This window comes from Collinsella sp. CLA-SR-H006, assembly GCF_040097075.1.
In the GTDB taxonomy this organism is placed as follows: domain Bacteria; phylum Actinomycetota; class Coriobacteriia; order Coriobacteriales; family Coriobacteriaceae; genus Collinsella.
In genome coordinates this window covers 13,298-30,961 of the sequence record NZ_JBBNPD010000001.1, presented here as the reverse complement: position 1 = coordinate 30,961, position 17,664 = coordinate 13,298, and the positions used below count along the sequence as shown (strand labels likewise).

The 17,664-nt window shown below is 60.1% G+C and carries 16 protein-coding genes; 4 read left to right on the top strand and 12 right to left on the bottom strand.

Annotation, left to right across the window (positions count from 1 at the left end; genetic code table 11):
- Positions 1 to 174: 174 nt before the first annotated feature.
- The 10 genes from AAA069_RS00115 to aspS form a co-directional block, all read right to left on the bottom strand.
- Positions 175 to 1,659 (bottom strand): altronate dehydratase family protein, encoded by a 1,485-nt coding sequence (locus AAA069_RS00115; RefSeq protein ID WP_349127221.1) that lies wholly within the window; start codon positions 1,657 to 1,659, stop codon positions 175 to 177.
- A gap of 81 nt (positions 1,660 to 1,740) precedes the next feature.
- On the bottom strand, positions 1,741 to 3,255 hold the full coding sequence (locus AAA069_RS00110) for a tagaturonate reductase (protein ID WP_349127220.1): 1,515 nt from the start codon (positions 3,253 to 3,255) through the stop codon (positions 1,741 to 1,743).
- Positions 3,256 to 3,351: 96 nt separating this feature from the next.
- Positions 3,352 to 4,779, bottom strand: coding sequence for a glucuronate isomerase (gene uxaC / locus AAA069_RS00105; RefSeq protein WP_349127219.1), 1,428 nt, complete (start codon positions 4,777 to 4,779; stop codon positions 3,352 to 3,354).
- A 460-nt stretch (positions 4,780 to 5,239) separates the two neighbouring features.
- Entirely contained in the window at positions 5,240 to 6,319 is a 1,080-nt protein-coding gene (locus AAA069_RS00100; RefSeq protein WP_349127218.1) for a substrate-binding domain-containing protein, read from the bottom strand.
- A 144-nt stretch (positions 6,320 to 6,463) separates the two neighbouring features.
- A complete protein-coding gene (locus tag AAA069_RS00095) occupies positions 6,464 to 6,664 on the bottom strand; it encodes a hypothetical protein (RefSeq protein ID WP_035136858.1) in 201 nt (66 codons plus the stop codon).
- A 202-nt stretch (positions 6,665 to 6,866) separates the two neighbouring features.
- A complete protein-coding gene (locus AAA069_RS00090; RefSeq protein ID WP_349127217.1) occupies positions 6,867 to 9,194 on the bottom strand; it encodes a ferrous iron transporter B in 2,328 nt (775 codons plus the stop codon).
- A 122-nt stretch (positions 9,195 to 9,316) separates the two neighbouring features.
- On the bottom strand, positions 9,317 to 9,538 hold the full coding sequence (locus AAA069_RS00085) for a FeoA family protein (RefSeq protein ID WP_006234774.1): 222 nt from the start codon (positions 9,536 to 9,538) through the stop codon (positions 9,317 to 9,319).
- A gap of 39 nt (positions 9,539 to 9,577) precedes the next feature.
- Positions 9,578 to 9,820, bottom strand: coding sequence for a FeoA family protein (locus AAA069_RS00080; protein WP_040358815.1), 243 nt, complete (start codon positions 9,818 to 9,820; stop codon positions 9,578 to 9,580).
- A gap of 233 nt (positions 9,821 to 10,053) precedes the next feature.
- Positions 10,054 to 10,302 carry an HPr family phosphocarrier protein gene (locus AAA069_RS00075; protein WP_158556992.1) on the bottom strand — a complete coding sequence of 83 codons (249 nt, stop codon included), beginning with the start codon at positions 10,300 to 10,302 and terminating at the stop codon, positions 10,054 to 10,056.
- Between the two features lie 306 nt (positions 10,303 to 10,608).
- Entirely contained in the window at positions 10,609 to 12,396 is a 1,788-nt protein-coding gene (aspS, locus tag AAA069_RS00070; RefSeq protein ID WP_349127216.1) for an aspartate--tRNA ligase, read from the bottom strand.
- 256 nt (positions 12,397 to 12,652) lie between these two features.
- On the opposite strand from aspS, the gene serB reads away from it, so the two are divergent.
- The 4 genes from serB to AAA069_RS00050 all read left to right on the top strand — a co-directional run bounded on the left by serB (position 12,653) and on the right by AAA069_RS00050 (position 15,658).
- Positions 12,653 to 13,288 (top strand): phosphoserine phosphatase SerB, encoded by a 636-nt coding sequence (gene serB / locus AAA069_RS00065; protein ID WP_349127215.1) that lies wholly within the window; start codon positions 12,653 to 12,655, stop codon positions 13,286 to 13,288.
- Positions 13,289 to 13,405: 117 nt separating this feature from the next.
- Entirely contained in the window at positions 13,406 to 14,188 is a 783-nt protein-coding gene (larB, locus tag AAA069_RS00060) for a nickel pincer cofactor biosynthesis protein LarB (protein WP_349127214.1), read from the top strand.
- 10 nt (positions 14,189 to 14,198) lie between these two features.
- Entirely contained in the window at positions 14,199 to 15,116 is a 918-nt protein-coding gene (locus AAA069_RS00055; protein WP_349127213.1) for a LarC family nickel insertion protein, read from the top strand.
- 2 nt (positions 15,117 to 15,118) lie between these two features.
- On the top strand, positions 15,119 to 15,658 hold the full coding sequence (locus AAA069_RS00050) for a TetR/AcrR family transcriptional regulator (protein ID WP_349127212.1): 540 nt from the start codon (positions 15,119 to 15,121) through the stop codon (positions 15,656 to 15,658).
- A gap of 308 nt (positions 15,659 to 15,966) precedes the next feature.
- Here the strand turns inward: AAA069_RS00050 and larD are convergent, their stop codons facing one another.
- Positions 15,967 to 16,698 carry a D/L-lactic acid transporter LarD gene (gene larD, locus AAA069_RS00045; RefSeq protein WP_349127211.1) on the bottom strand — a complete coding sequence of 244 codons (732 nt, stop codon included), beginning with the start codon at positions 16,696 to 16,698 and terminating at the stop codon, positions 15,967 to 15,969.
- Between the two features lie 49 nt (positions 16,699 to 16,747).
- Positions 16,748 to 17,551 (bottom strand): lactate racemase domain-containing protein, encoded by an 804-nt coding sequence (locus AAA069_RS00040; RefSeq protein WP_349127210.1) that lies wholly within the window; start codon positions 17,549 to 17,551, stop codon positions 16,748 to 16,750.
- Positions 17,552 to 17,664: the final 113 nt, after the last annotated feature.

Sequence of the window (17,664 nt, the reverse complement as noted above, 5' to 3'; positions counted from 1 at the left end):
GAGATCCTCACACCTATTTTCTGCTGGTAAAGGTGCCATGCTGGACAGCCATGAGATAGGTGAACGTTTATCAGATTTTCCAACATATTCACTTAACCACGAAACGAAAAAGCCCCGCCGGGAACACTCCCGACGGGGCCGATGACATCGCGCTATGCTTGGGCGCACTTGCCGCTACAAGCAGACGCCATCCTTCCAGATACTGATCTCGTGACAGCCACGGCGCTCGGCACTCGTGAGCTTACCGCTCGCCGTCTGTAGCACCAGCTGGTACAGATCGTGGGCAGCCTCGTCGAGCGTGCGCTCACCCGTGGCAATCACGCCAGCGTTAAAGTCCATCCAGTTGGCCTTGTGGTCGCACAGACGCTGATTGGTGAACACCTTGAGGGTAGGCGCCGGCGCGCCAAACGGTGTGCCGCGGCCGGTCGAGAACAGAATCACGTGGCAGCCGGCAGCCGTCAACGCCGTGGTGGATACCATGTCGTTGCCCGGACCGCACAGCATGTTCAGGCCGTGTTTATTTGCCTGGCCGGCATACGGCAGCACGTCGACGATGGGGGCAGATCCGCCCTTTTGCACGCAGCCGCAGCTCTTGTCCTCGAGCGTGGTAATACCGCCGTCCTTGTTGCCGGGACTCGGGTTCTCATAAACGACCTCGCCGTGGCTAATAAAGTAGTCCTTAAATCCATTGAGCATGTCGGAAGCGGCGTTAAAGACCTGCTCGTTCTCGCAACGGTCGAGCAGGATGCTCTCCGCGCCAAACATCTCGGGCACCTCGGTAAGCACCGACGTGCCGCCACGGGCGACGACCATATCGCTCACGCGACCGATCGTGGGGTTGGCGGTAATGCCTGAAAGACCGTCGGAGCCGCCACACTTAAGACCAATGACCAGCTCGGAGGCCGGAATGGGCTCGCGCTTGGACTGCTTTGCCAGGTCTGCCATCTCGGCCAGAATCTTGTGGCCCTCGATTTGCTCGTCGGCTACATCCTGGCAGGTGAGAAAGCGAACGCGCTCGTGATCGAAGTCACCGAGCTCGTCGAGCACCTGCTGGTGTGTGCAGTTCTCGCAACCGAGCGACAGGAACAGCACGCCGGCCGCATTAGGGTGACGCGAGAGCGCCACCAGCAGACGACGCGTCTGGACATGGTCGGCGCCGGTCTGCGAGCAACCGAACGGATGCGGGAAGTAGTAGACGCCCTCCAGCGAGCCATCGACCAGATCCTGGGCCTGCTCGCACATGGCACGGGCGACTTCGTTGACACAGCCGACCGTGGGGATGATCCACAGCTCGTTGCGCGTCGCGGCACGACCGTCGGCGCGGCGGAACCCCATAAAGGTCTCGGGCTCAACCGACTCAACGACCGGATGCGTGGGGTTGTAGGTGTACTCGACCTCGCCCGAAAGGTTGGTCTTCACATTGTGCGTGTGGAGCCACTGACCGGGCTGGACATCGCCCGTCACGTGTCCGATAGGAAGGCCGTACTTAATGACGTCCTCGCCGGCGGCAATCGAGCGCACAGCCATCTTGTGGCCTTGCGGAATATCCTCCGCGGCCACGACCTCGCCCACCCCGGGAACCGCGACGGCGGTGCCCTTGGCAAGCGGCGACAGCGCGACGATCACGTTGTCGGCCGGATTGATTTGGATAGTGTTCATTGCAAATGGTCCTAACCCTACAGGTTGAGCAGAAGTCGAGGCGCGGGCACGCCGTCCCGCACCCGCGTCCGCGCCGGAAATTTACGCCTGAGCGTTGGCGAAGGCCTGCTTGGCGCCCTCGGCACGCACGACGGCGAGCGCGCTGACGACAAACTCCTCAAGACCTGCGATCTGCGTAAGGTCCTCGCCCCACATTTGCTCGTTGGTGAGCACATCGTGCACCAGCTGGGCATCGTCGGTGCCGGCATGGGCGGCGTAGAAGTCGAGCACGAAGGCGTCGTCCTGAGCGGTGTACTCGGTGCCGTCGGAGCGACGCAGGTGCAGGCCGTCGCCCTCGCGGGACACGAGCTCCTGCGTGTAGAAGGAGATGAGCGTAGCGAGGCTCGTCGCCAGACACTTGGGCAGGTTGCCGGTCTCGGCAACGTAGTCCTTGAGCGTGGGCAGGTCACGAGCGCGCCACTTAGCCGTGGAGTTGAGGCAGATGGAGAGCAGCGCATGATCAATAAACGGGTTGTCGAAGCGGTTTTCGACGGCGGCGGCAAAGGCCTTGCAGTCCTCGACATCCAAGTCGGCGGCAAGCGTCGGAATGACCTCGTCGTAGAGCATGGTGTTCATGAAGCCGCGAACGGTCTCGTCATGCATGCAGTCGCGCACGATATCAAAGCCGGCAACCCAAGAGCCCGGAACAAAGGCGGTATGGGCACCGTTGAGGATGCGGACCTTGCGCTTTTTGTACGGGGTGACGTCGGGAGTCACAAAGACACCCGGAAGACCAGCCTTCACAAAGGGAAGCTTCTCGGCAAGCGACTCGTCGCCCTGGATGCCCCACATCTGGAAGGGCTCGCGCACGGCCAGGAAGGGATCCTCGTAGCCCAGACGCTCAGCCACCGCGGCGGCCTCGGATGCGTCGCGGATACGGCCCGGTACGATGGTGTCGACGAGCGTGGTGCAGACGGTGCAGTCGTTGGCCATCCACTGCGCAAACTCGTCCTCCCAGCCCCAGTCGCTCACATACTGGTTCATGATGCGCAGCAACTCCTCGCCGTTGTGATCGATGAGCTCGCAGGCGAGGACGATGACGCCCGGCTTACCGGCAGCCCAGCGGGTGTGGAGCACCTGGGCAAGCTTGGCGGGGAAGCTCGCGGGTGGCATGTCGTCGGCCTTGCAGGACGGGTCATAGGCGATACCGGCCTCGGTGGTGTTGGAGACGATAATCTCCAGGTCGTCAGAGACGGCGACCTCCATCATGGCGCGGTAGTCGTCCTCGCGGTACGGGTTGATGCAGCGGCTGCAAGCGCTAATCACGCGGGACTCGTCGACCGTGTTGCCGTCCTCCTTGCCGCGCACCAGCACGGTATACAGGTCGTCCTGGGCATTGATGCCGTCGGCAAAGCCAAAGGCACCGCTGATGGGCTGCACCATGACGACCTTGCCGTTCCAGCCGGTGGCCTCGTTGCCCATGTCAAAGAAGCGGTCGACGAAGGCGCGCAGGAAATTGCCCTCGCCAAACTGCAGAACCTTCTCGGGAGCATCCTTGGGCAGCAAATAGCCCTTGTAGCCGATCTTCTCGAGCGCATCGTAGCTGATGTTCTCCATCTGTGTCTCTCCTTAGATAGCTGTTAGCGTGCAAGCAAAACGGGGGCGCCGCGTGTGGCAACGGCGCTCCCGAGTTCGATGTGATTCGATGCAGGCTTATGCCTCGACGGTGTCCAAATCAAAGCCAAAGTAGCGGACCGCGTTGTTGTAGCTGATGTCGCGCACGATACTGCCCAGCAGCTCCATGTCGGCCGGGTACTTGCCCTGCTCGACCCACTCGCCGATCACGCTGCACAGCACGCGACGGAAGTACTCGTGGCGCGGATAGGACAGGAAGGAGCGGGAGTCGGTAAGCATGCCCACAAAGTTGCCCAGCACGCCCTCGTTAGCCAGAGCCGTAAGCTGCTCGCGCATGCCGACCTCGTTGTCGTTGAACCACCAGGCGGAGCCGTTCTGGATCTTACCGGCGGTCGGAGCCTCCTGGAAGCAGCCCATGACGGTATCGATCATGGTGTTATCGATGGGGTTCAGGCTGTACAGGATGGTCTTGGGCAGGCCGCAGGTCTCCTGGATGGAGTTGAGGAAATCGGCGAGCTGGTCGGACGGCGTGTAGTTGGAGATGCAGTCGTAGCCGGTGTCGGGACCGAGCTTGGCGAACATGGCGCGATTGTTGTCGCGCTTGCAGCCAAAGTGCAGCTGCATGGCCCAGCCCAGACGGACATACTCACCGGCAACGAACTGCATAAAGGCAGTCTTGTACTTGAGGACCTCTTCCTCGGTAAGCGGCTCGGCAGCCAGACCCTTGGCAAAGATAGCCTCGATCTCGTCGGCGGTAGCCGGGACGTACATAACGTAGTCGAGTGCGTGGTCGGAGGCGCGGCAGCCCAGCTCGTGAGCAACGTCGTAGCGCTTGGAAATGGCAGCCTTCATGCCCTCAAAGTCGCTGACCTCAACGTCGGCAACCTCGGAAAGGTGCTTGCAGTAGTCGGCAAACTCCTGGCCGCGCTCGATGCGCAAAGCGGCATCGGGGCGCATGGCGGGAACGACCTGAACGTCAAAGCTGTCGTCGGCGGCAATCTTCTTGTGCCACTCAAAGCTGTCGGCGGGGTCGTCGGTAGTGCAGATCATGCGGACGTTGGACTGCTTGATCAGGTTACGGCAGGTAAAGCTAGCCTCAGCGAGCTTGGCGTTGGCAAGGTCCCAGACCTCCTGGGCAGTCTTGCCGTTGAGGACGCCCTCGTAGCCAAAGTAGCGCTTAAGCTCCAGGTGGCTCCACTCAAAGACGGGGTTGCCGACGCAGCGACCCAGGGTCTCGGCCCACTTTTGGAACTTCTCGCGAGCAGGGGCGTCGCCAGTGATAAAGCGCTCGTCGACGCCGTTGGCACGCATCAGGCGCCACTTGTAGTGGTCGCCGCCCAGCCAAACCTCGGTGATGTTCTCGAAACGCTTGTCCTCCCAAATCTCCTTGGGAGAAATGTGGCAGTGGTAGTCGACGATGGGCATGCCCTCGGCAAAGTTGTGGAACAGCTCCTCGCCGGTCTTGGTGCTCAGCAGGAAATCCTGATCGTCCATAAAGTTTTTCATCAAACAACCCCTTTGTTTGCGGAGCGGGCGCACAATACGCTCGTCATCCTCTAGGTGAACGTTCACCATACTAATCCATTACGACTCAAAAGGTGAACGTTCACCTAACAACCATGGGGTGAACGGTAGGTTTTGCCCGTTCAACGGTTGCCGGAGCTGTGACTTGCATGCATTGCGGACCGGTTGGCGTCCCCGAACACCGAACTTGAGCGCTTTTGCTCAGGTGGGTCATGTCCCGACGTACATTTTTGGGAGTATTCAGCATTGGAGCGCGCCGTGCGCCATCCTCAGCGTCCTATTTGGAACGCAGATAGCGCCCGATCGGCATAAAAAGTGCCCCCGATGGCAAATTACGCCATCGGGGGCACTTAAAACAGTCGTTCTGCACCTCATTCAGGGCATGCCAATGCTGAATACTCCCAAAAATGCACGTCGCAAGAGGGGGTACCTGCTCAATCGGCTAAATACCCGCAAGTTCGCAGTAGCGGTCGACATTGCTGGCAAATACCATCTCGACGGCGCCCTTCTGGACGGGCTCCGTCGGGGTCCTTCCCCACAGCAGATAATCGCCCAGCGTCTTAGCGCCGCGATACGCCAGGCTCGTCGGGTCCTTATAGACAATATTGGTAAAGATACCGCGGCGCAAGGCCAGAGCACTTTCGGGAAACAGGTCGTTGCCGATCACCATGACCTGACCGGCCTTGCCGGTCGAGACGAGCGCGTCGGCAACCACTTCGGAACCAACGGCAAAAACGCTACAGATAAGTTCAGGGGCGTCCGGCGCACTCAAGCGCTTTTCGAGCTCATGCTCGAGTTGTTTGACTTGCGCATGGGCACCTGCAAGATCCTCAACCTGCCATGGAATATCACGTTCGCGCAGGTAATTGTGGAAGGCGCGGGCGGTTAGATAGTGCGAATCGGTATATGGGTCGCCTGTCAAAAGGAGCACGCGGGCGTCGGCCCCAGAAGCATGGACCAGGTTTGCCGCCTGCTCGGCCATAAGGCTGCCTGCCGTCGAATAATCGGCCAAGCTCGCACCCAAACGATTCAAATGCGGACGGTCGCCGTCGACAAGCTCAATCGTCACGCCCGCCTCGGCGATCTGCCCCAAAAGCTCAGTCGCACGATCGTCGCCCGGCGCATAGGCGAGCAAGCCATCAATCTTCTCGCCCACCTGCAGACGCTCGTCGATTTGCTCGAGTGCATCAGCGTAGCCGCCCACGCCAAATTCAACGCGCTCAACCGTAATGCCCCGGTCGATGACCTCCTGTTCAAAGCGATTGCAGCCTTCCCACAGGTAACGGAAAAAGTACGCTCCCTCGCGCGATGCGCGGGGCAGGCAAAACACCAGATTGATATCCTTGCGGCGCAGGCTTGAGGCACTTGTGTTGCGGTGATAGCCCATGGCCTCGGCCTTAGCGTTCACCTTGGCGCGCACGGATTCGCTCACGCCGGCCTTTCCCGTCAGGGCCTTGTGCACGGTATTGATGGAAACGCCAAGCTCGGCGGCTATGTCCTTCATGGTTACGCGAGCGCTCATGCGGTTACTCCGTTATAGATAAGTTGCCAATTAATAGTCCAGTTAACGATACCCCAAAAATACTCTTCGACTCGCCGTGCTCTCCCTCAAATGCACAAAGCGCCCCGCGAACGGATGCCCGCGGAGCGCTTGGATGTCCGGACCTTATTTGATACCGCGACCCAAGTCTTCGGCGATTTTGTCTACGCCCTTAAGTGCAGCGCACGTCTTTTTGTTGGAACAATGCCCCGTGCAAACGCCACCCTGAGCGCAGTCGGCGCAGGTGCCCTTGCGGTAGATGCGCACGCATACCGCGACAAACGCAATACCGATAACAGCCAGTACAACAATATCGATAGGTGCCATAGCAAGCCTCCTCTAGTTAACCACCACTTACTTTACCCCATTCTCCACCTACCAAAAAGGGACAGGTTTATTTTGGTCGGTTTTATCTGCGGAAACGCCACATCTTAACTTCTGGGGCAAAGTAATCTGTCTCCCATGCACAAAAAGCCCGGGGTCGCTGGGACACCCGGGCTCGTGGAAAGGGGTTAATCCTTATTCGGACTTAAGCGGAAACTGCAGCGGAAGCAGCGTTGGTCTCGTCCTCGTCGGTCCATGCATGCTTGGGCATGGGACGGAAGATCTGGAAGAGCATCGCAACCAGCAGCACGATGGCCACAATCGTCCAGATACCAAACTGTCCAAGAACAAGCAAGTTGTAGAACTGGTTGATGAACAGGCCGATCACCCAAGCGAAGGCGCACTCGTAACCGATGGCGATCGCAGTCCACTTGCCGGAATCCATCTGGTTGCGGATGGTGCCAATGGCGGCAAAGCACGGAGCGCACAGCAGGTTGAAGGCGCCGAAGGCAACGCAAGCGCCCATGGTGGGGAACATGCCGGCAAACGCGGTCCACAGGCTCGGGTCGGTCTCGCCCGCGTCGGCGACGGACAGCAGCGAGCCGGCGGTGGCGACGACGTTCTCCTTGGCGACGAGACCCGAGACGGTCAGCGCGGTGGCCTGCCAGGTGCTAAAGCCGAGCGGGGCGAAGATCCAAGCGACCAGGTTGCCGAGCATGGCAAGCACGGAGTAGTCCATGAACTCCTCGGGGATGCCGTCCATCGCAGGCAGGAAACCAAAAGAACCGTTGTAGCTACCAAAGTTGGAGAGGAACCAAACCACGACGGTGGACGCGAAGATGACCGTGCCGGCCTTCTTGATAAAGGCCCAGCAGCGCTCCCACACGTGCAGCGCCCAAGAGCGGATCGCCGGGAAGTGGTAGGCAGGAAGCTCCATAACGAACGGCGTCGGGCGACCGGCGAAGAGCTTGGTCTTCTTGAGCATGAGGCCCGAGGCGATGACGGCAAAGACGCCCAGGAAGTAGAAGAGCGGGCTGATCCACGCGGCGGTGGTGGAAGAATCGCCGATGATGGAGCCCATGAGCAGGGCGATGATCGGCAGCTTGGCGCCGCAGGGGATGAACGTGGTGGTCATGACCGTCATGCGGCGGTCCTTCTCGTTCTCGATGGTCTTGGTAGCCATGACGCCGGGGACGCCGCAGCCCGAGGACACGAGCATGGGGATAAAGGACTTACCGGACAGGCCAAAGCGGCGGAACACGCGGTCCATGATGAAGGCGACGCGGGCCATGTAACCGCAGTCCTCCAGGAAGGACAGCATGACGAACAGCAGGAACATCTGCGGCACAAAGCCGAAGATGGCGCCCAGGCCGCCGACGATACCGTCACAGACGAGCGAATCGACCAGGCCGCCGTCCTCGGTGCCACCCGCCACAAGGGCGTCGTGCACCACGGTGGTAATACCCGGAACATAGGGGCCGTACTGTGCCGGGTCGACCGAGTCGGCATTGTCGCCCGCAGCCTCGACAGCTGCGTCGTAGGCGTCGCGACCCTGGCCGAGCACATACCAGCCGTCGGTGCCGAAGAGCTGGTCGTTGGTGAAGTCGGTCACCGTGCCGCCCAAGGTAGAAACGGCGATGTAGTACACGCAGAACATGATGACCACAAAGATCGGCAGGCCCAGGATACGATTGGTAACCACGCGGTCGATCTTCTCGGAGGTGCTCATCTTGGCCGGAGCCTTGGTCATGCACTCATCGATGATGTGCGCGATGACGCCATAGCGCTCACCGGTAATGATGGACTCGGCATCGTCGTCGCAGTCCTGCTCGCACTGGGCGACCAGCTGCTCCACGCGAGCAGCCTTCTCCTTAGTGAGGTTGATGAGCTTGCAGGCGTCCGCGTCGCGCTCGAACAGCTTGACGGCGTAATAGCGGCGCTTTTTGGCGGGAACGCTTGCCGGCAGATTGTTCTCGATGTGGTCCAGAACGTCCTCGATGGAGGAATCGAACTTGTGCTCCGGCACCTGGCCCTTAGAAGCAGCGGACTTCTTGACCTGCTCGAAGAGTTCCTTGATGCCCTTGTTCTTAAGAGCCGAGATCATCATGACCGGGCAACCGAGCTTCTTGGAAAGCTTGTCCGTGTCGATCTTATCGCCGTTCTTCTCGACCAGGTCGGCCATGTTGAGGGCAACGACCACGGGCAGGCCGGTCTCGATAACCTGAAGCGCCAGGTACAGGTTACGCTCGAGGTTGGTGGCATCGACGACCTGAACGACAACATCGGGCTCGCCGCTCATGAGGTAATCGCGCGAGCATTGCTCCTCGGGGCTGTAGGGGGAAAGCGAGTAGATGCCAGGGAGGTCCGTGATGGTAACGTTCTTGTCGCTTAGGAGCTTGGCTTCCTTTTTCTCAACCGTGACGCCGGGCCAGTTGCCAACGTAGCCGTTGGCGCCGGTGATCAGGTTGAAAAGCGTGGTCTTGCCGCAGTTGGGGTTACCCGCCAGCGCGACATGGATCTGAGAATCCGCCATTCAATCCTTCTTCCTTGTGTGCCTGCGCCGCTTTCTCCGCGCAGGCTGGATAATGTGCTTCAAAGTGCTGCATTAAGTTAGAAAAACCTAACTTTATCTGCAGAAATATACGTAGCAAGCCCCTACTGGACCTCGACGACGGCCGCCTCCTCCTTGCGGATGGAAAGCTCGTAGCCGCGCACGTTGATCTCGACCGGATCGCCGAGCGGTGCTACCTTTACGACCTTGAACGAAGTGCCCTTGATGAGCCCCAGGTCCATAAGGTGGCGGCGAAGCGCGCCCTCACCGTGAAGCTTGACGATGGTGGAGCTCTCGCCCACCTTAACGTCACCCAACGTCTTCATCCTCTTGTCCCCCTTTCGGTTTTTATCAAATGCTGTGGACTAACCGACGGTCATGATGTGCATGGCAACCTTGGAATCGATGCCAAAGCGTGCGCCGAGCACAGTGACGATGATATTGGCGCCACTCGAGCTCACCACGTGGATTTCGCTGCCCTCGACAAAGCCGAGGTCCTTGAGGTGGTGCTTCATATCCTCATTGCCCTTTACACGAGACACGCGCACGGTTTCGCCCGCTTTTACCATCGAAAGCGGCATTGCCGGCATCTGCGGTCCGCAAGACATGAGTGGCTCCTAACGTCAGTTCGTCCTCAACATCGACGCGGTAAAAGTTAACCACGCCTATGTTCGCTTTAGTAAACTAACACGTGGTTAACTTTTTGGAAAGGGTCCCCATTCAGATTTCGAAAAAGTTTCCTATACGAAACAAAAGGGCGCGGCAAAGACCATCTCTTTGCGGTGCCTTGTCATACCAATTTATGCAACAAGGGGACTGTCCCCTTGTCACATTGTTGAGGTTAGAGCGAGAGGTTTCTGATCGACGTGACGCAGGAGGCCTCATCCACGCCCGAAACGCGGAACACGACGTCTTCGCCACATTCGCCACAGAGTGCCATGAGCCCTATAACGTCGCGACCGTCGGTATGGCGGTCACCGATGCTGACCGACACGTCACTACGATGCTTGGCGATAATGTCATAGAGCAGCGCAACCGGGCGGGCATGCAATCCCAACGGATCTTTAATCGTCTTTGTAAACTCGACCATGTCCCCTCCCACGACATCGTACATTCGGCTGGCAAACCCAGCCATGTGGTAGTTATTGTAGCGTTAGATGCTTGTTGAAGCCCGCCAGAAGGCTCAACCGGAAAGTGCGACCCGTTATTTGGCTGGATTCTGGGACGCAGTTTCCCAAAGGGGCCTGTTTGGGAAACTGCGACCCGTTTTGGACGCAAATTCTGGGACGTAGTTTCCGCGACGCCCAGTCAACCTATACCCTCGCAACCTCGGCGTATAAAAAACGAGGGAAGGCACGCGTCCTTCCCTCGCAACGGGCAATATGTAGTCGCTCGCCTACATCAGGCGCAGGCTGACGTCCTTGAGCTGGGCGCCGGAAACGGCACTCGGGGCGCCCGACATGAGGTCGGAGCCGCTGGCCGTCTTGGGGAACGCCATGACGTCGCGGATGGAGTCAGAGCCGGTGAGCAGCATGCACACGCGGTCCAGGCCCAGAGCGAAACCGCCCATCGGGGGCGCACCAAACTTGAGGGCCTCCATGAGGAAGCCAAACTGCGACTCGGCACGCTCCTCGGTAAAGCCCAGGAGCTTGAGCATGGACATCTGCATCTCGGCGTTGTGGATACGCATACCGCCGCCGCCAGCCTCAAAGCCGTCCATGACAAAGTCGTAGGTGCAAGAACCAGCCGCCAGCGGATCGGCCTCGATCTTGGCGATGTCGGTCTCGGTCGGCAGGGTAAAGGGCTGGTGCTCGGCAGCATAGGCCTTGCGATCCTCGTCCCAATGGAACAGCGGGAAGTTGACGACCCACAGGAAGTCGTGGCCCTCGCGCTTGATCTCGAGCGCGTTGGCCATGTGGGAACGCATGCCGCCCAGGATCTCGTCGGAGAGCAGGCGCGGGCCGGCGGCGAACATCACAAGGTCGCCGGGCTCGACGTCCATGCGCTCGCGCAGAGCCGCCATCTCCTCGTCCGAGAAGAACTTGACGATGGGGCTGTTGATGGAGCCGTCCTCGCGGAAGGCGATCCATGCCAGGCCCTTGGCGCCAAACGTGGAGGCCACGCCGGCGAGCTTATCGATCTTGGCACGTGCCCAGGCACCGGCGCCCTTGGCGTTGATGGCCTTGACGACAGAGCCCTCCTCATTTGCGGCGGTCGCAAAGACCTTGAACTTGGAGTTGGCAAAGATGTCGGTCAGGTCGACCAGGTGCATGCCATAGCGGGTATCGGGCTTGTCGGAGCCATAGGTGTCCATGGCATCCCAGTAGTTCATGCGACGCAGCGGCGTGGGCATCTCGACACCCATGCGACCGAAGGCATCGGCAAGAACCTCTTCGAGCGCGCTCATGACATCGTTCTGGTCCACGAAGGACATCTCGATATCGACCTGGGTGAACTCGGGCTGACGGTCGGCACGCAGGTCCTCGTCGCGGAAGCACTTGGCAACCTGGTAGTAGCGCTCGACGCCACCGACCATGAGCAGCTGCTTCAGGAGCTGCGGGGACTGCGGCAGGGCGTAGAAGTTGCCCGGCTGAATACGGCTGGGAACGATGAAGTCGCGGGCGCCCTCGGGCGTGGACTTGAACAGGGAGGGCGTCTCAACCTCCATGAACTCACGGTTGTGCAGCGCCTCGCGAATGGCAAAGGTGAAGTCGGAGCGCAGCTTGAGGTTGGCCATCATTTCGGGACGACGGAGGTCCAGATAGCGATAGCGCAGGCGGGTGTCCTCGCTGGTCTCGATGCCGTCCTCGATCTGGAACGGCGGGGTGACGGACGTATTGAGTACCTCGGCGTGGTCGGTCAGGACCTCGATCTCGCCGGTCGCGAGCTTGGTGTTGGTGGTCTCCTCGCCACGAGCGCGCACGACGCCGTGGATCTTGATGGGCCACTCGGGACGCATGGTCTCGGCGATCTTAAAGGCATCGCCGTCGGAGTGCTCGGGGTCGAAGGTGAGCTGCGTGATGCCCTCGCGGTCGCGAAGGTCGCAGAAGATAAGGCCGCCGTGGTCGCGGCGACGGCTCACCCAACCGGTGAGGGTGACCTCTTCGCCCACGTTCTCGCGGCGAAGCTCGCCGCAGGTACGGGTGTGCATGGAATGCTCGTCGATGGGACGGGTCTGGCTCATACCAGTGATCCTCCTTTATGGATCTGTGCCGCCCCGTGTCGTTCCGGGCGGCGTCGTACAGATTTGCCCAGCCTGCGTAAACCGCGCAGCCAGACATGGCGTTCTATCTTATCGCACCTGTGTCGATGTGCCGCGGAAAAGTAGCTCCTGCCCAAAGACTTGACGGAGACGAAACAATTGACGCACCGCGGCCGTCGCCAAGGCGCGCCGCGTGCGACAATGTGCCCCAATACAACTGCACTCGGAAAGGCCCGCCATGACTGCACGCCTCATCGTTATGGATATCGACTCCACGCTCATCAACCAGGAGGTCATCGACCTGTTGGGTGAGGAGGCCGGCGTAGGCGAGCAAGTTGCGCAGATCACCGAGCGCGCCATGCGCGGCGAGCTCGACTTTAAGCAGGCGCTCGAGGAGCGCGTGGGGCTGCTTGCCGGTTTGGATGAGAGCGTGTTCGAGCGCACCTTTGAGCGCGTGACGTTTACCCCCGGCGCGCTGGAACTTGTGCGTTCGGCACACAGCAAGGGCTGGAAGGTCGGCGTGGTGAGTGGCGGCTTCCACGAGGTCGCCAACAAGATCGTGGCCGCCGCGGGCATCGATTTTTGCCTGGCCAACCGCCTGGAAGTCGTAGACGGCAAGCTCACCGGTAAGCTGGCGGCAGACATTGTGACCAAGGAGTCCAAGCTCATCCAGCTGCTGGATTGGGCGGTTGAGTGCGGCGTCGACATGGCCCACACGGTCGCTATTGGCGACGGGGCAAACGACATCCCCATGATCCAGGCCGCGGGCACTGGCATCGCGTTTTGCGCCAAGCCCAAGACGCGCGAAGAGGCCCCGTTTGCCATCGACGAGCGCAACCTCATGCTCGCCATGGACATCATCCTGCGCGACTAACCGATCCGTCTAACAACAGAATCAATTCCTCTATGTCTAGTTTCCGAACAATTTTGTCTTAGTGTTCGGAAACATACCCTTTGAGTGCTAGACTTTGCGCCGTCGAAGGGAACATAGATGGATAAGCAAGATCTTGAGCAATTGCTGAGCGATGTTGCCGGCGGAGCAGTCACTCCGGCAGTCGCCCTCACGCGCATCCAGACGGCGCCGACCGCCGATCTGGGTTTTGCGCAGCTCGATCTTTCGCGCGGAGTGCGCCAGGGAGCCGGCGAGGTTGTCTACGGTGCCGGTAAAACCGCCGAGCAGATTGCCGCCATTATCGAAGCGCTGCGCGATGCCGGCCAGGAACGTATCCTGGTCACGCGCCTGGATGCCGAAAAAGCCGCGCGCACTGCTGAGCTTCTCGGCAACGGCATTGACCTGGGATATGTCCCGGACGCGCAGCTCGCCCTCGTGGGCGGCAAGCCCTCCCCTACCGGCAACGGACGCATCGTCGTCGCCTGCGCCGGCACGAGCGACTTACCCGTCGCCGAAGAGGCCGCGTTGACGGCCGAGTTCTATGGCAACGAGGTCGACCGCCTCTACGACGTAGGTGTCGCCGGCCTGCACCGCCTGCTCGCGCATGCCGAGGAACTTGCCCAGGCGCAGGTGGTCATCGCCATCGCCGGCATGGAGGGCGCGCTGGCGAGCGTTATCGGCGGTCTGGTGAGCTGTCCGGTCATCGCCGTTCCCACCAGCGTTGGCTACGGCGCAAGTTTTGGTGGCGTAGCCGCGCTGCTCGCCATGCTCAACTCCTGTGCCAGCGGCGTTTCGGTTGTCAATATCGACAACGGCTTTGGCGCCGCCTACCAGGCAAGTCTTATCAATCATCTGAGCGCCGGCACACCCCGCGCCCGCTAAGGAGCATTCCATGTCCAATCATCAGCACACGCTTATCATCGACGGCACCTCGGGCATCAGCGGCGACATGACCGTCGCGGCCCTGCTCGATCTGGGCGCCAGCGAGGAGCACCTGCGCGAACAGCTCGCCACACTGCCGGTTGACGGGTTTGAGGTTGCCGTTACACGCGTAAACAAGCATGGCATCGACGCCTGCGATTTCGACGTCCAGCTTGCAGAGGAGCTCGAGAACCACGATCACGATATGGCCTGGCTCTACGGCAACGAAGCAGCTGCCGAGCACACGCACGAGCATGAGCACCACCATCATGACCATAGCGAGCACGAACACGAGCACTGCCACGAGCATGACCATGAGGCCCATGGCCATGGCCACGAGGACCACCATCACGCCCATCACCATCACCACCGTTCTTTGGCGGACGTCATCGCCATCATCGACGGCTCACAGCTAAGCGATGGCGCCAAGCGTCGCGCCCTTGCCATTTTTTCCGTACTCGCTGCTGCCGAGGCCAAGGCTCACGGCAAAACGCCCGACACCGTCCTGTTTCACGAGGTGGGCGCCGTCGACTCCATCGTCGACGTCTGCTCTGTCGCCATCTGCCTCGACAACCTGGGTATTGAGGACATCGTGGTCGAGTCGCTTTCCGAGGGCCACGGCACCATTCGCTGCGCCCACGGCCTCATGCCCATTCCCGTCCCCGCTGTCGTCAACCTGTGCCAGGCGGGCAATATCGCCCTCACGCCTGCACCGGTCGCCGGCGAGCTCGTGACGCCCACGGGCGCCGCCATCGTCACTGCTCTGCGCACGTCCGACCAACTGCCCTCACGCTACTGCATCGAAGCCGTCGGCTACGGCGCCGGCAAGCGCCCCTACGAGGGTTGCTCCGGTACGCTCCGTTGCCTGCTCGTTCACGCGGACGCATAGCCATGGATGCCCGCAAGGCAAAAAGCCGCGCCGCCATCGTCGCAGCGTTCTCCGAGCTGCTGCGCGAAGAGGACTACGGCAAGATCACCGTCGGCGACATCATCGCTCGCGCCCATGTGGGTCGGGCCACGTTCTACGGCCTCTTCAAGAGTAAAGACGACCTACTGTCCGAGCTCGTGAGCGACATCTGCACCCACGCCCTCGACGACGATGGCACACCGCTCGACGACCCACTCGTGCAGGTCGAGCACATCCTCAACAACCTCTGGGAGCGCCGCCAGGGCGTCCGAGCCCTCGTAGCCGGCGCCGGCTCGCGCGTCTTCGCCGACTGCTTACGCAAGACCATCATGTCACGAGCAGCCGAAACCGTCCCCGCCGACTCCACAGGCCCCGCTGGCACCATGGACCGCAGTTTCTTACTACACCACATAGCCTCAAGCTTCGTAGCCACCGTCCAATGGTGGGCCTGGCACAACTTCCAAGCAGACAAAGCCGACGTAGCCAAAGACTACTTATCAGCCATAAAACCCCTCTTCAACTAAGTAAGAACATCATCCCAAAGCATCGCCCCAACCCAGGGCGCCACGCATCCCAAAGTGTCACTCGCGCTTCACCGCCCTCAACAGCAACAAGCCCCTCCCATCCAAATCAAAATTCAGATTTATATGTTGAGCTGCTTGCTCGAGCGCAGCAAAGACCCCGCAGCTGGCCGCATGGGGTAACTTCCCAGCGCATTCCGCAGGACGCAAAAAGGCTCGCCGCACGAAGTGCGCAGCGAGCCTTTTTGCATGTCCGAGGACGCGCTGGGAAGTTACCCCATGCGGCCAGCGGACAACTATGTAGCCTTGAACTAGAACATGCCCAAGAAACCGTGCACAAACAGCGCGGCCAGAGCGGCACCGACAAACGGTGCGATGCCAGGAACGAGCAGGCCGTACTTCCAGTTGTTGTCGGCCTTGTTCTTAATCGGCAGCACCTGATAGGCCATGCGAGGACCAAGGTCACGAGCCTGGTTCATGGCGAAGCCGGTGATGCCGCCCATGCCCATACCAACGGCCCAAACGATCAGACCGACGCAGATAGCGAGCATCAAAACGTTCTCGCCAGCGCGGCTAGCGGCAGCAAGGATGGCGCTGATGAACACGAAGGTGCAGATAGCCTCGCAGAAGAAGTTACGGGCATAGTTGGTGCCCTCGGTGGTGGGGTTGGTCGAGAAGATGTTGCGCTGAGCAATGGGATCGATGACACCATCGGAAGCCTTGAACTCATCGGCATACATCAACCACGCGATCACGGCACCCGCAAAGCCGCCGAGCATATCGGCAACCATGAAGGGGATGCAGCTGCTCCACTGCACCAGGCCGACGATGCACTGGGCAAGCACCATGGCGGGGTTCATGCACACGGCGCCGCCAAAGATAAACAAAGCGACCGAGATGCCAAAAGACCAAGTGGTGATGGCAAACATATGACCAGAGCCCTGATACTTGGTGCCCTTGAGCACGGTATCGCAGTGTACGCCCACGCCAAAGATGATCATGAGGGCCGTTGCGCCGAATTCGCAGAGGAGTTTGGTAAGCATAAAACCTTATCTTTCTTGTCGGTTATAAACGATTCGTTTAGGCCGCGTACTAGTGCTGTGCGACGACAACGCCCAGGCCATCGGGAATGACGGCCACCTTGGCATCGGCACCCTTCATCTCAAAGGCGAGCTTGAGCGCCTCATCGAGGGTGTTAACCGGCGTCATGTGCATATCCTTGATCATCTGGTGATCGCACAGGTCGGTAACCATGATCACAGGGTGATGCGCCAGGATGCGGGCAAAGATCTGGCTCGTCCACTGGTCGGGCAGGGTCTCGTCCTTAGGACGGTCGATGCAGGCGCGCTCAAACTCTGCCGGATCATTGTCGGCGATGTTGTGATAGAAGCCCTCGCCACCGTGACCGTCGGCACAACCGGCGACATCGATGATCACGCCGCCCTCGGGAAGCGTAGCCTCGGCAGAGCACATGCCCTTCACGGCCTGATAGATGTTCTGGTCGAGCGGGTAGCCGCCGTTGGTGGTAATGGCAATCTCGCACTCGACGGGCTCAACGCCGGCAAGGCTCTTCACGAACTCGCAGCCAGCCTCGTGCGTCGACGGACGATGCATACCCGTAGCAACCAAAATGCGCACGCGAGCCTCGGGCGCAGCGGAATGGATGTGATGCAGCAGAATAGGCATCGTCACACGCGAGGGAACGGGACGCGTATGATCGGAGCTAATAATGACAATATCCTTCTTGCCAGCACAAAGCTCCTCGAGCGACGGCGAGCCATAAGGGTTGGCAAGCGACTCCTCTACCAGCTCTTCCTGCGATTTTGTAGTCTTAAACTCGTTTTGATGACCTTCCATCACACCCGCGAAGTTCTTATCCTCGAGCTCCAGATGCAACGTCTAGTGGTCAAACGGCAGTTCACATTCAAACAATGACGAGCGCCCTCTTCCTTTCAACTGACACACTAGATAAACCGTTGGAAGGATACGCCGCTCACCGAAAAACACCA